We start from the raw sequence: 13139 nt of genomic DNA on the forward strand, positions 1-13139 counted from the left end.
ACCCCGTATGAAAAGGAAACTTTTACTTTATGCCCTGTTCCTGTTAGCGCTGTTACAACAGCGAGCCCAGGCCCAGAGTAGCCTGAGCGGTATCAATTACCAGGCGGTAGCACGGAATACAAATGGTACGATCCTTTCCAACCAGTCGTTGCAGGTAAGATTTACGGTCCTGAGCGGATCGCCTGCCGGCAATGTGCAATACCAGGAAACACAGGATGTCACTACCAACCAGCTGGGGCTGTTCACCTTACAGATCGGTAAGGGTTCGCCGGTGAGTGGCACTTTTGCGGCGATACCGTGGGCGCAAGCCAATCAATATCTGCGGGTAGAAGTATCTACCGGCGGCAGTAATTTTTCGGAGTTAGGTACCTCACAACTGATGAGTGTACCATTCGCCATGTTTGCTGCTAACAGTGGAACTCCAGGACCGGCGGGGCCTAAGGGAGACCAGGGACCGGTGGGGCCTGTAGGGGCAACCGGACCGGCAGGACCGAAAGGGGATCCTGGAATGACCGGGCCTGTAGGACCGGTAGGACCGATGGGGGTTACAGGGCCACAGGGAGTGGCAGGCCCAATCGGCCCCATTGGACCGACAGGTGCAACAGGAGCTACAGGACCGATAGGCGCCACAGGGCCGCAGGGAGCAGTAGGTCCAATTGGACCCATCGGACCAACCGGAGCAACAGGAGCCATGGGCGCTGTTGGACCAATGGGACCTACGGGGCCGATGGGTTTACCGGGGGCAGTTGGAGCAACCGGACCAGTAGGACCGGCAGGGCCTATCGGGGCAACCGGACCGATAGGACCACAGGGAGCCATAGGGATGACAGGACCGGCGGGACCGCAGGGGCCACAGGGACCGGCAGGACCAGCAGGGAGTATCTCTGCCAGTCCGGCCGGAGGAGACCTGAGCGGCAACTATCCCAATCCGACTGTTGCGAAACTTCAGGGGAATCCGGTTGCCACGACGGCGCCGACAGCAGGACAAATATTATCATTTGACGGTACCAACTGGGTTCCGGCTCCTAATACCGGAGGGATTACCATCCCTTATGCAGGTACCTTTAATCTTCCCGGAACGCTGTTCTCATTGACCAACAATGGAGATGGGACACAGCTGGAAGGCATTGCCAATTCTACTTCAGCCAGTATTGCTTCTATCCGGGGAACAATAGCCTCAACTACACCAGGCGGTTTTGCAACGGCAGTAAGAGGTATTAACAATGGTACAGGAGGGCTTGGAATTGGTGTATGGGGGTCACAGAACGGCTCCGGGTGGGGGGTATATGGCACTGCAGTGACAGGGCTCGGCGTGTATGGTAATTCAACCGGAGCGGGGACGGGTGTGTATGCTAACTCCATTGGAGGAACCGGTCTATATGCAACCAGCACTACAGGAATGCCGGCAAATTTTGCCATTTCTAATAATTCCAATACCAATAATGTACTCACCATTACTACGAGCGGAGGTGGTGCAGGCATACAGCTTAGCGCCAGCGGTGGCGGTAATGGAATAAATGCCACCAGCACCGGTGGCAGCGGAGTGAATGCCACCTCCAACATCCTGTCGGGTGCAGGAGTACTTGGGCATCATACGCTCGGAGGTGAAGCCGTGACCGGGCTTACGACCAGTACCAGCGGGAACCCTACCGGCGCAGTGGTAGGCCGCAACGACGGTCCAGGCTACGGTGTACAGGGTTTTGTGGCGACAGATGCCTCTGGTAATGGCGTAGGTGTATTAGGCCGTGTTGGAGTGGGTGGCAGTACCGGGATGGCGGGTAAGTTTGAGAATCTGAATACTACCAATAATGTTAGTACGGTAGTAGTTACTACTGCCGGAGGAGGAAATGGCGTAGACGCAACTGGCAATGGCGGGTTTGCTGTGCACGGCACCGCTAACAATATTTCCGGTGGGGGCGTTGTAGGAGACAATACAGCAGGTGGAGAAGCTGTAACCGGGCGCGGTAACAGCGCTAGTGGCATCGGCGCGGTTGTAGGTCGTAACGATGGCGGCGGTTATGGTGTGTACGGGTTTATTGCCTCCAATACAAGCGGTACTTCGGCAGCCGTAGCCGGCCGGGTTGGTATCAGCGGATCCAAGGGAAGGGCAGGATTTTTTGAGAATACGAACAACACCAACACCAATAACACGGTGGAAGTAGTAAATGTTGGCCCCGGAGTTATTGCAGACCACAGCCAGGGTAATGCCGGTAATTTCTTTATGAATAACACCAGTGGTGTTGGTGCGGGGGTACGTGGCGAAGTAAACAGTATATTCGGCAATAATGGAACAGCCGGTGTATATGGTGTTGCATCCGGTACAGGCGGATATGGTGGTTATTTTGAGCACACCAGTACTACCGGATTTGGCCGGGCCCTGTACGTGACAAGCCAGGGGCAGGGTACGGCAACAGAACTGAATCATAACGGCCCCAGCGGCAATGCTGTGAGTATTCAATCCTTTAATAGTACCAACACAGATAATGCTTTACAGGTACTCTGTTCCGGACCTGGTGTAATAGCCAATCACTCGTTGGGGAATGCTGGTAATTTCTTTATGAACAACACTACCGGTGTTGGCGCCGGTGTACGAGGTGAAGTGAACAGTATTTTTGGCAACAATGGAACAGCCGGGGTGTATGGAGTGGCGTCCGGCACGGGTGGATATGGCGGGTATTTTGAGCATAGTAATACAACCGGCTTCGGGATTGCATTGCAGGTTATCAACAATGGTCAGGGATCCGCATTTGTAGTGAATCATACCGGATCAAGCGGTGATCTGGCGATATATCAGACAGGAGGCTTTAATGTAGCGCGCATTGACCGCACTGGCAGAGGCTTTTTCAATGGTGGCACCCAAACCGGCGGAGCTGACGTAGCCGAAGCATTTGATGTGACCGGGGAAAGAGCAGCCTATGAACCCGGGGATGTGATGGTTATTGCGACCGACGCGGATCGCACTGTTGAAAAATCGACAGATGCTTACTCTCCTCTTGTAATAGGCGTATATGCTACCAAGCCAGGGGTACTAATGACAGAAGCTGCTGTGGATACTCTTGAAACAGCAAAGATCCCCCTTGGTGTAGTAGGCGTAATTCCTACGAAGGTATGTAATGAGAACGGAGCGATTCGCCGGGGTGATATGTTGGTTACTTCCCACAAGAAGGGCTATGCGATGAAAGCAGATGTGGATAAGGTGAAGCCAGGCCAGGTGATAGGCAAAGCATTGCAGGAGTTTGACGGGGAAGAAGGAAAGATCAAAGTATATGTAAATGTGAAATAGCTGTTAGCTTTAGCTATTAGTCTTTAGTAAAAATGCAGCGGAGATTACGTTGGTTTTAATGCCAGGTAATCTCCGCTGCATTTTTACTAAAGGCTAATAGTTAAAGACTAAAACAGTCTGAAGCTAAAAAAGCAAACAGCTCCGGAAGGAACTGTTTGCTAAATATATTGAGTTGCCTGTTAAGGCTATAACTAGATTCTGAAGTGAGAGAAAGCCTTGTTTGCTTCAGCCATGCGGTGAGTATCTTCTTTCTTCTTGAAAGCTGCACCTTCACCTTTGCTTGCTGCTACGATTTCGTTTGCCAGCTTATCAGCCATGCTCTTACCGTTTCTTTCACCTGCATAACGTACCAGCCATTTGATGCTCAGAGAGATCTTCCTGTCCGGACGAACTTCTGAAGGGATCTGGAAGGTAGCACCACCGATACGGCGGCTTCTAACTTCAACACCTGGTGTTACGTTGGATAATGCTTTCTTCCAAACCTCGTAACCGTTTTCACCGGTCATTTGGCTAACCTTATCCACAGCATCATAGAAAATTTTAAAGGCAATGCTCTTTTTTCCTTGTTCCATTACGTTGTTAACGAAGCGGGTAACCAGCTTATCGTTAAACCTTGGATCGGGAGCCAGAGGTAACTTTTTTGCAGCTTGCTTTCTCATTTATTGAAAATTACTACTATTTATAATTAATTATTTTTTAGCCTTTTCCTTCTTAGTACCATATTTGGAACGGCTCTGTTTTCTGTCTTTCACACCGGCAGTATCCAGGGAACCGCGAACGATGTGGTAACGAACACCTGGTAAATCTTTTACCCTACCACCACGGATCAGTACGATAGAGTGCTCCTGCAAGTTGTGACCTTCACCAGGGATATAGGCAATCACCTCAACTTTATTGGTTAAACGCACCTTCGCTACTTTACGCAGAGCGGAGTTTGGTTTCTTAGGCGTGGTAGTGTATACACGAGTACAAACGCCACGACGCTGAGGGCAGCTATCTAATGCCCTGGACTTAGACTTAGCCCGGATAATTTCTCTTCCTTTTCTTACTAATTGTTGTATAGTAGGCATTCTTTACCTAGTTTTTTATGTCGGTTTACAATGACATCCAAATTCCCGGACAGGGATTTTGGGACGGCAAAGGTAAAACTATCTATGTGAATAACAAAATTGTTTCGAAATATTTTTGCCGGAGTGCTCTCCTGTTTAGTCAGGGATCGTTCTCAAATTCTGGTAGCAACTCAGGATTACCAAAAATCCGGATTGCAAAGGTAGGGTTTTCTTCGAAAACAACAAAAGAGCTTTTTAGCCTCCAGCATACGGTTTCCAGCAAAAAATGCAGCGAAGACCCAATAGGTTCTTCGCTGCATTTTGCCAGAAGCTTTGTATATCTATTATATATTAATTATCAATGTGGTGATTCCAGTTCCGGGTATCAGCGGTGCGGCCGGTGCGGATGCCATCGAGGCGGCGGATGACTTCAGCTCCGATTTCATATTTGGTGGTATCCAGGCGGATCTGTGTGTCCTGATAGTCGAGGTGCTCCACATAAGCGACGCTGGAGGCGGTGCCGGTGCCAAATACTTCCCGGAGGGTACCATTTTTATAGGCGGCTACTACTTCGTCGATGGAAACGGGGCGTTCTTCCACTTTCAGGCCCATATCGGTCAGCAGGTCGATCACACTGGCGCGGGTAACCCCTTCGAGGATAGTGCCTTGTTCGAGGTCCGGAGTGATGGCGGTATTACCAATTATGACAAATACGTTCATGGTACCGCATTCCTGCAGGTATTTGTGCTCATATCCATCTACCCAAAGAATCTGGTCGTACCCATTTTTCCGGGCCTGCATAGTAGGATACATTGTACCGCCGTAGTTACCGGCAGCTTTGGCGTATCCCACACCACCCGGGAAGGCGCGTATATATTTGTCCTGTACCAGCAGATGGATCGGTTTATTGAAATAGGCTCCTGAAGGGGAATTAATAATGACAAATTTATAGGTGTCGGAAGGACGTACGCCGATGAACTCGTCCGCAGCGATCATAAACGGACGGAGATAAAGGGAGCAGCCCTCGCCGGTAGGCACCCAGTTGCGGTCCATATCAATCAGCAGGTCCATGCCACCGATGAACAGCCATTCAGGTATCTGTGGCATTCCCATTCTTTCAGCGGAGGTATTAAAACGCCTGAAGTTATCGTAGGGTCTGAAGATCATCGGGTGGTCCTGAGGATCTTTATATGCCTTAATACCTTCGAATATGGCCTGACCATAGTGCCAGGCGGCATTAGAAGGACTTACGGACAACTTCTGGAAAGGCAGGATCTCTGCATTTTTCCATTCTTTACCATCAAAATCAGCCACCAGCATATGGTCGGCATACATCTTACCGAATGCGAGGTTATTGAAATCGACTTCACTCAACCTGCTCTTAGTTGTTTTAGTAACTTTGATCTTCTGCAGGGCCTCTTCCTTAACTGTTGATTTGTCTACCATCATGGTTAATCAATTTTATCTCAATATTTTTACATTTTAATCGCTGTGCCACCAGGCCCCTTGCGGGACTGGAAGTGCAAATAAACTGATTTTTCCCCAGCCGGGGTTTTAATATTAAAATAAATAATAATAAACATGTCATCCGAGCAAACCCGTCTCGATCCGTACTTTCTGGCTAAGATCTTTACCCAGCCAATCATTCCCGGGAAATTTGCTCCGGTGGAGGTTGAGGAAAAAGCATTACCCAAAGTCAAATATTTAGGAGAAAATCAAAAAAACATTGCGCTCTTCATACAAAATGAAAATGAAGCGTATTTAAACGAAGAATTATTCAACCTCCTTACTAATATATTAAACGCCTGTAAACTGGGTATGCAGGATGTATGCCTTGTAAATACCAGCCATTACACGGGGTTGGGATTTGCGGGGTTGCAACAGGCCGTGAAGCCGGAACGATGTGTACTATTCGGGATTACCCCGGGGCAGCTTGGCCTCAGTGATATTCCGGCTTACCAGATAGTTACTGTTAACGGTACTACCCTGCTGCTTTCCGATGAATTATCGTTGATCGGAACCGATAAAATGCTGAAGGCAAAGCTCTGGGCGGGGTTGAAACAATTACTGGGCATCTGATACAATAAAAACATTTTTCGATCGACTTAATATGAAATTGATATTCGCTACCAACAATCAGAACAAGGTAAAAGAGTTCCGGTCGTTGCTGGGTGATCAGTTTGAGATCATCACGCTGCACGAGGCCGGTATTGATATTGATATACCGGAGCCACATGATACACTGGAGGCCAATGCCACGGAGAAATCATCGACTATTCACCGGATGACCGGTGAAAGCTGCTTTGCAGAAGATACCGGGCTTGAGATAGCAGCGCTTGACGGTGCGCCGGGTGTGTTATCGGCCAGGTATGCCGGAGAGCAGAAAGAAGCCGCCGATAATATTGTGAAGGTACTACAGGAGATGGCCGGGAAAAACGACAGGAGTGCACAATTCCGTACAGTTATTTCGCTGATACTGAATGGGCAGGAATATCAGTTTGAAGGCGTGAGCAAAGGTCATATTGCCACAGCTTCCAGGGGTAGTGACGGATTTGGTTATGACCCGATTTTTATCCCGGAGGGGTCGACCCGGGCATTTGCAGAAATGGATCTGGCAGAAAAAAATAATTACAGCCATCGGGCAAGAGCCTTCCGGAAGTTTGTGGATTTCCTGCAGCAAACCCACCTTTAACATCTACCTAAAAAATAATAATGGCAAGGATTAAGATAGATTTACCGGCAACATTTCCTTTCAGTATACAGATACCGGTGCGGATACAGGATGTTAATTATGGCGGACATGTGGGTAACGACTCCATACTTTCCATCATGCATGAGGCGAGGATAGCGTTCCTGAAAAGCCTGGGATATGTGGAGCTGGATCATGTCACCAACAAGGGGTTTATCATGGCAGATGTAGCCATTGCCTATAAGGGCGAAGGATTTCACGGAGATATTTTTGAGGTAGCCATTGCAGCGGGAGAGTTCAGTCCATTTGGGTTCGAGTTCTTTTACAGGATCACCGCGAAGCGGAATGACCAGGTTATATCCATTGCAGAAGGGAAGACCGGTATGATCTGGTTCGACTACCATCTCCGTAAAGTTGCGCGCCTGCCGGAAGAAATGAAACAGCGTCTGGAAACAGGAAAATAAAAAAGACATTACATGGAAACAACAACATCGGCAAATGCCATAGAGACAGTGATCAGGGCGCGCCGGACGGTAAAGCCCACCAGCATGAACGGCAGGAAAATCCCGGATGAAACCGTTCACCAGTTATTACAGCTGGCCGACTGGGCTCCCACCCATGGTTATACAGAGCCCTGGTATTTTATTGTTTATAGCGGAGATAAAGTACAGGAGTTCTGTGCAGACCATGCAGAACTATACAGGAAATTTACGCCAGCCGACAAGTACATCCCTGGTAATTATGACAAGCTGAAGAACCAGGGCAACCTGGCGTCTCATATACTGGCTATTTGTATGAAAAGGGGGAACAATCCGAAAATTCCCGTGATAGAAGAGACTGCGGCAGTAGCGTGCGCCGTGCAAAACATCTGGCTGGGAGCCACCTCGCTGAACCTGGCAGGATACTGGGGGTCGGGCGGAATGACCTACCATCCTGCCATGCAGGATTATCTGGGTTTGGGAGATGAGGACCAGGTAATGGGATTCTTTTATCTTGGTTATACAGATGAACCCATACCAGCAGGCCGGAGAACGAAACCGGCTGGGGAAAAGTTTATCTGGAAATAGGAACAGCTACTAGCAGCAAGCTGCTAGTAGCTGTTTATCAAATACAGTTTTGCTTCTTCTGAGAATGCACTGATCTGGGTGGCGACCCAGTGTTCATCGTGATGGAGTTCTTCCGCCATGATTCTGGCTACGGCCGGGGCTATACGTAAAGCTTCGCGGGCATCCAGGAATAGCAGGCGTGTACGGCGGGCCAGGAAATCTTCGACGTTGCGCGCCATTTCTTCTCTTACGGCCCATACCACCTGGGCTTTGAAAATCTGATATTCTTTACTTAATTCTTCCTGCAGATCGGGTTGAGCGGATATCATACGCCGGATATTTGCGGCGTCGGCACCGTAGAAATACCAGGGATCTTCCCAGTTGGCAGTTGGGGTAGCTCCGTGGATGCGGAGGTGGTGAGTAGCCGACACGGTGGGTTTCCAACCGAGCGCTTCTTCCAGTTTGCTGACCACATCTTCTGCCATGCGACGGTAGGTAGTCCACTTCCCTCCTATAATGGTGATTAATCCGGAACCAGCCACTATGATTTTGTGGCTACGGGAGATTTCTTTGGTTTTATGTCCTTCTGCTTTAGCAGCAGCGAGGGGGCGAAGACCGGCCCAAACGCTGCGCACATCCGTCCGTTGCGGGGGGCGTGACAGGTACTGACCGGCTGTTTTCAGGATAAAAGCGATCTCTTCTTCCAGGGCGTGAGGTTCCAGGCTAATATGATTTACCGGCGTATCGGTAGTGCCCACTACCACTTTATTATGCCAGGGAACCACGAACAGAACGCGGCCGTCGCTGGTGGAAGGGATCATGAGTGCATTATGGCCAGGCAGGAAGCTGCTGTCGAGCACCAGGTGAACACCCTGGCTGGCAGCTATAGATTTGGGTGCCTGTGGATTATCCATCTCCAGTATATCATCAGCAAATACACCGGTAGCATTAATTACCGCCCGGGTACTGAGTTGAATTTCAGCGCCGTTATTCAGGGTATCCTTTACCGTTAGACCGTTGATTTTTCCGGCAGCATCTTTACGCAGGCTGGTGACGCGCATATAATTGAGTGCAGTGCCGCCTTTATCGGAGATGGTTTGGGCAAGATTGACAGCCAGGCGGCTGTCGTCGAACTGTCCATCGTGATACAACACCCCACCAGCAAGCTTGTCCTGCTTCAGTGTAGCGAGTCGCTCCAGTGTTTCCTTCCGGGAAATATGCATAGATTTTCCCAAACTAAGGCGACCGGCGAGCCAATCGTACATTTTGAGGCCGATGGTGTATTTTATATTCTCCCAAAAGTTAAAAGTAGGTATGACAAAAGCCAGGTTGCGCACCAGGTGCGGAGCATTGGCGAGGAGCAATCCTCTTTCCACACTGGCTTCTCTTACCAGTGATACATTCCCCTGCGCGAGGTATCTAACACCTCCATGTACCAGTTTAGTACTTTTACTGGAAGTAGATTTTGCAAAATCCACCTGTTCCAGTAATAAAGTCCGGTAGCCCCGTGTCAGGGCTTCGAGGGCAGCGCCCAAACCAGTAGCACCACCGCCAACTACAATAATGTCCCATGGCGTCGGATCGTTTCTTAGAGCGGTAACGAGCTGTTCTCTGTTCATAAATGAATTTTCAAATCCGGCAATTGCTAACAAAATACAGCGGAAAAAGCTATCGAGCAACAGGCCGGTAAAGGATTACAGAAAACTTAACGGACAAGCGGGCTAAAAGTTTTAAATTCCGGAACATTTAGGCATAAAAAATGTTCCATCACAGGCATCCAGTTATAAATATGTTTATCAGGGTTAAAATCTTCCTGCAGCTGTTAATCGTTTCCATTATTATGACCGCCGGTATTCAGGTACAGGGGCAGCATAATACTAATATAAAACAGCCATCAGATACTGCCACTATTGACAGCGCTACCCTCAGCAAGCGCATTGCCGCGCTGGCAAAGGATAGTACAAAGCTGATAAAGTCAGACACTTCCGTTGCCATCCTTATCAGCCGCATCGAGAATTACACGTTATTGATGAATGAGCTGATGAGTTCATTACGCAAGGGCTTCGATACCACTACTATCGTGGCATCGCTGCCGCTGGCAGATACTTCGCTGGCATTGGTGAAATTCAATATTGCGAGTCTGGGACGCACGCCCAACATCAATGATATTTACACCAATAAAGTTATGCTCGGGCAGTTGCAACGTACACTGCACTCGATGCAGGGAATGCTGGTGGGATATTACGATAAGCTGATCAGCATTGAAGATACCATTCATTCTATCCGGCGCGATACGGCGATGAGGAATATACCGGCAGAGGGAGAACTATATGGCTTTTATATAGGTCAGATGACAAACCTGATCCGGAAATTCCGGGCAGTGGATAGTGCGAATAAAGTATACCTGGTTAAAATCGGGCTGTTGCAGAACAAGGTAGCCAACCGATATATAGAAGCATCGAATTTATATGAAGACATGGACTACCGGCTGGAGCAATATACCGCCAATATGTTTGCGAAAGATTACCGGTATTTATGGAATCCGCACCGAGACAGTATCAACCCGTTAGAGTTTTTTCCGGTGTTGAAAAATTCGTTGCATAAAAGCACCAAAGTGCTGGGCGTATTTTTTTCTATACAGTGGCCGGTATTCATTTTATGGCTGCTGGTGACGATATTGTTTTCGTGGTGGGTGTATAATAACATCCGCCGTATCCGGCAAAATTATGAAGAGCAGGAAGGCGAAAGTATACTTCAGCATGCACAATATCTTTACCGGCATCCGATAGCCTGTACGGTAGTGTTACTCACTACCCTTTCGGCCACGTTATCGGTGCATTACCCGATCCTGTATACAGAGATCACGTGGGGATTTGCGGTGACAGCACTGACTATTATATTCCGTACACATCTTCCAAAACCACTATTCAGGAGCTGGTTATTGCTGGCAGGATTACTTGTATTATATTCTCTGAACAATCTGTTGATAGAAGTAACCTATGCAGAACAATGGGGCCTGCTCATAGGCGCCGTGTTATCGATTTCGCTGGGCAGACGGTTGCTAAAAGAAACTGCGCTGGCGGCCTTTGCGTCGTCTAAATATACCCGTCCGGTTATCCGGCTGTTTATTTTTACGAGCGCTGTATCGTTGCTACTGGTAGTATTTGCGCGGGTAGGCACGGGCAAAATCATGGGATCGAGTGCCGTGGTGAGCACATTCATGGCAATAAGTTTGTATATCATGTTAAAAGTGATCCTGGAAGCAGTGTACCTGCAGGTGGAAGCCAACAAGGATTCGAGCGCATTTACATCGTTTATGGATTACCAGGATATACAACGAAAGATGAAGAATGTGCTTGGGATTCTGGCATTTGTAGGCTGGCTGATGGTGATAGCCCGTAATCTTTATTTGTATGATGCGATTTATGAAAACATATCTGATTTACTGGAATCGCCTCATCGCATCGGCAATTCAGATTTCACGTTCAGCAGTATTATAATATTCATACTCGTGATATGGATAGCCTCCATAGCATCGCAGCTGATAGCGTATATGTTTGGGAATACGGGGCATGACAGTTCCGCGAATAAGAAAATGAAGTTTGGCTCTGCGCTGTTGTTGTTGCGGCTGGCAGTGCTTACCTGCGGCATTTTGCTGGCATTTGCCGCATCGGGTATTCCGATGGATAAGCTGACGATAGTTATCGGAGCATTGAGTGTGGGTATTGGATTTGGGTTGCAGAATGTGGTGAACAACCTCGTATCCGGTATCATCCTGGCATTTGAGAAACCAATAGAAGTGGGAGATGCGATAGAGTTGGGAGCGCGTTCGGGGATTATCAAGGAAGTGGGCATCCGTTCGAGTAAGATCAGTGCCTATGATGGTTCGGAGGTGATTGTACCAAATGGTGATCTGATTTCCCAGCAGCTGATCAACTGGACCAGGAATAACCGTACCAAGCGTATTATGCTGACAATAGGAGTGGCATATGGCAGTGATGTAGATCAGGTGACCACGTTGCTGAAGTCGGCGTTTACGGACCGGAAAGAAGTGATGACTATACCGGCACCGTTTATCCAGTTGTATGAATTTGCCGATAATTCGGTGAATTTCAGGGTTTATTTCTGGGTGGCGAACCTTGATAATGCCGGCTCTGTGCAGAGTAATGTACTGGCATTTATATACGACTCGTTTAACAAGGCGGGGATAGAGTTACCGTTTCCGCAGCGGGATTTGCATATCAGATCGGTGGATGAGAGCGTGATAAAGCGGTGGGATAAACCGGCGCAGGGGGATGTTGGTTAAAAAAAGAAGAAAAACATTTTGAATTTTCATTTTTAAGCTGTTATCTTTGCACTCCCGTTTTGGCGGTGGAATAAGCGGCGAGGTAGCTCAGGTGGTTAGAGCGTTGGATTCATAACCCAAAGGTCTCGGGTTCAACTCCCGATCTCGCTACGAAGAAAAAGGCTTTTTAAGCAGATGCTTGAAAGCCTTTTTTGATTTAAATGCTTTTCTCCCCAATTCCGATGTGCTACCTATGATGCTATCCAAACATTGATGAAAGAATTTAGTTACCCTATCATCCAATTTACTACTGGTGTTATGCTCTTAGCGACGATATTGAAGACATGTTTGTTATAGCCCTTATATAAGGTCGTTATGGAGGGGGACCTGACAGGTAACGATTTCAAAAGTGCTTCCTGCATGGACATAATTAACATGGCAATTTAATTGGAGACAACAGCCAGGATATACCATCTTCTATTTGTTTAACATGCCAGATAGTAACTCCAACTGTAAATTCCGCTGTTTGCATATCAGGAAGCATAAAAGGAGGAATCCACATTAGTTCTATTTCTCCATCTCCCTCCCAACCCGCATTCAGAAACATTTCCTTTGCTATACTAATATATTCGTCCGCATTTTTCAAACAATCTTCCGGATTAATGGTGAAGTTTAGATTATCTATCCATTCATATGCTTCCACTATAAAGGTTCTTAAAGTCTCTGGTGGATAGGTTATTAATTTACTTTTATCTCTTTGACTATTCATGTATTTCCACTGTTGGCT

At 48.0% G+C, this 13139-nt stretch carries 11 protein-coding genes and 1 tRNA gene; 7 read left to right on the forward strand and 5 right to left on the reverse strand.

Features of this window, described 5'->3' with window-relative positions; translation table 11 throughout:
* Window positions 1–7: 7 nt before the first annotated feature.
* On the forward strand, window positions 8–3283 hold the full coding sequence (locus UNH61_RS25275; protein ID WP_326994795.1) for a hypothetical protein: 3276 nt from the start codon (window positions 8–10) through the stop codon (window positions 3281–3283).
* Between the two features lie 191 nt (window positions 3284–3474).
* On the opposite strand, the gene rpsG is transcribed toward UNH61_RS25275, so the two are convergent.
* The 3 genes from rpsG to UNH61_RS25290 form a co-directional block, all read right to left on the reverse strand.
* Window positions 3475–3942 carry a 30S ribosomal protein S7 gene (rpsG, locus tag UNH61_RS25280; protein WP_326994796.1) on the reverse strand — a complete coding sequence of 156 codons (468 nt, stop codon included), beginning with the start codon at window positions 3940–3942 and terminating at the stop codon, window positions 3475–3477.
* Window positions 3943–3972: 30 nt separating this feature from the next.
* Window positions 3973–4353, reverse strand: a complete 381-nt coding sequence (gene rpsL / locus UNH61_RS25285) for a 30S ribosomal protein S12 (RefSeq protein WP_012789278.1) — start codon at window positions 4351–4353, stop codon at window positions 3973–3975.
* A 330-nt stretch (window positions 4354–4683) separates the two neighbouring features.
* Complete coding sequence (locus tag UNH61_RS25290) at window positions 4684–5781, reverse strand: branched-chain amino acid aminotransferase (RefSeq protein WP_326994797.1); 1098 nt, start codon at window positions 5779–5781, stop codon at window positions 4684–4686.
* Window positions 5782–5913: 132 nt separating this feature from the next.
* Between UNH61_RS25290 and UNH61_RS25295 the strand changes: the two genes are divergently transcribed.
* The 4 genes from UNH61_RS25295 to UNH61_RS25310 are packed head-to-tail and all read left to right on the forward strand — an operon-like array spanning window position 5914 to window position 8088.
* Window positions 5914–6411, forward strand: a complete 498-nt coding sequence (locus tag UNH61_RS25295) for a hypothetical protein (protein ID WP_326994798.1) — start codon at window positions 5914–5916, stop codon at window positions 6409–6411.
* A gap of 31 nt (window positions 6412–6442) precedes the next feature.
* The gene (gene rdgB / locus UNH61_RS25300) at window positions 6443–7024 is read left to right on the forward strand and encodes an RdgB/HAM1 family non-canonical purine NTP pyrophosphatase (protein WP_326994799.1); all 582 of its coding nucleotides are present in this window, start codon (window positions 6443–6445) and stop codon (window positions 7022–7024) included.
* Between the two features lie 20 nt (window positions 7025–7044).
* Window positions 7045–7485: a thioesterase family protein gene (locus UNH61_RS25305; protein WP_326994800.1), complete on the forward strand. Its 441-nt coding sequence runs from the start codon at window positions 7045–7047 to the stop codon at window positions 7483–7485.
* 12 nt (window positions 7486–7497) lie between these two features.
* Window positions 7498–8088: a nitroreductase gene (locus tag UNH61_RS25310; protein WP_326994801.1), complete on the forward strand. Its 591-nt coding sequence runs from the start codon at window positions 7498–7500 to the stop codon at window positions 8086–8088.
* A gap of 23 nt (window positions 8089–8111) precedes the next feature.
* Here UNH61_RS25310 and UNH61_RS25315 read toward each other — a convergent pair whose 3' ends face one another.
* A complete protein-coding gene (locus tag UNH61_RS25315; protein ID WP_326994802.1) occupies window positions 8112–9686 on the reverse strand; it encodes a glycerol-3-phosphate dehydrogenase/oxidase in 1575 nt (524 codons plus the stop codon).
* Window positions 9687–9856: 170 nt separating this feature from the next.
* On the opposite strand from UNH61_RS25315, the gene UNH61_RS25320 reads away from it, so the two are divergent.
* Window positions 9857–12373 (forward strand): mechanosensitive ion channel domain-containing protein, encoded by a 2517-nt coding sequence (locus UNH61_RS25320; protein ID WP_326994803.1) that lies wholly within the window; start codon window positions 9857–9859, stop codon window positions 12371–12373.
* Window positions 12374–12449: 76 nt separating this feature from the next.
* Window positions 12450–12523: transfer RNA gene (locus UNH61_RS25325), tRNA-Met, on the forward strand.
* Between the two features lie 259 nt (window positions 12524–12782).
* On the opposite strand, the gene UNH61_RS25330 is transcribed toward UNH61_RS25325, so the two are convergent.
* Entirely contained in the window at window positions 12783–13121 is a 339-nt protein-coding gene (locus tag UNH61_RS25330) for a hypothetical protein (RefSeq protein ID WP_326994804.1), read from the reverse strand.
* Between the last annotated feature and the right edge of the window lie 18 nt (window positions 13122–13139).

Origin of the sequence: Chitinophaga sp. 180180018-3 (assembly GCF_037893185.1) — a bacterium.
Lineage (GTDB): Bacteria > Bacteroidota > Bacteroidia > Chitinophagales > Chitinophagaceae > Chitinophaga.

Excerpts from the sequence above, each read along its gene's own strand:
- UNH61_RS25275 (WP_326994795.1), top strand. The coding sequence starts at position 8 with ATGAAAAGGAAACTTTTACTTTATGCCCTGTTCCTGTTAGCGCTGTTA.
- rpsG (WP_326994796.1), bottom strand. The coding sequence starts at position 3,942 with ATGAGAAAGCAAGCTGCAAAAAAGTTACCTCTGGCTCCCGATCCAAGG.
- rpsL (WP_012789278.1), bottom strand. The coding sequence starts at position 4,353 with ATGCCTACTATACAACAATTAGTAAGAAAAGGAAGAGAAATTATCCGG.
- UNH61_RS25290 (WP_326994797.1), bottom strand. The coding sequence starts at position 5,781 with ATGATGGTAGACAAATCAACAGTTAAGGAAGAGGCCCTGCAGAAGATC.
- UNH61_RS25295 (WP_326994798.1), top strand. The coding sequence starts at position 5,914 with ATGTCATCCGAGCAAACCCGTCTCGATCCGTACTTTCTGGCTAAGATC.
- rdgB (WP_326994799.1), top strand. The coding sequence starts at position 6,443 with ATGAAATTGATATTCGCTACCAACAATCAGAACAAGGTAAAAGAGTTC.
- UNH61_RS25305 (WP_326994800.1), top strand. The coding sequence starts at position 7,045 with ATGGCAAGGATTAAGATAGATTTACCGGCAACATTTCCTTTCAGTATA.
- UNH61_RS25310 (WP_326994801.1), top strand. The coding sequence starts at position 7,498 with ATGGAAACAACAACATCGGCAAATGCCATAGAGACAGTGATCAGGGCG.
- UNH61_RS25315 (WP_326994802.1), bottom strand. The coding sequence starts at position 9,686 with ATGAACAGAGAACAGCTCGTTACCGCTCTAAGAAACGATCCGACGCCA.
- UNH61_RS25320 (WP_326994803.1), top strand. The coding sequence starts at position 9,857 with ATGTTTATCAGGGTTAAAATCTTCCTGCAGCTGTTAATCGTTTCCATT.
- UNH61_RS25330 (WP_326994804.1), bottom strand. The coding sequence starts at position 13,121 with ATGAATAGTCAAAGAGATAAAAGTAAATTAATAACCTATCCACCAGAG.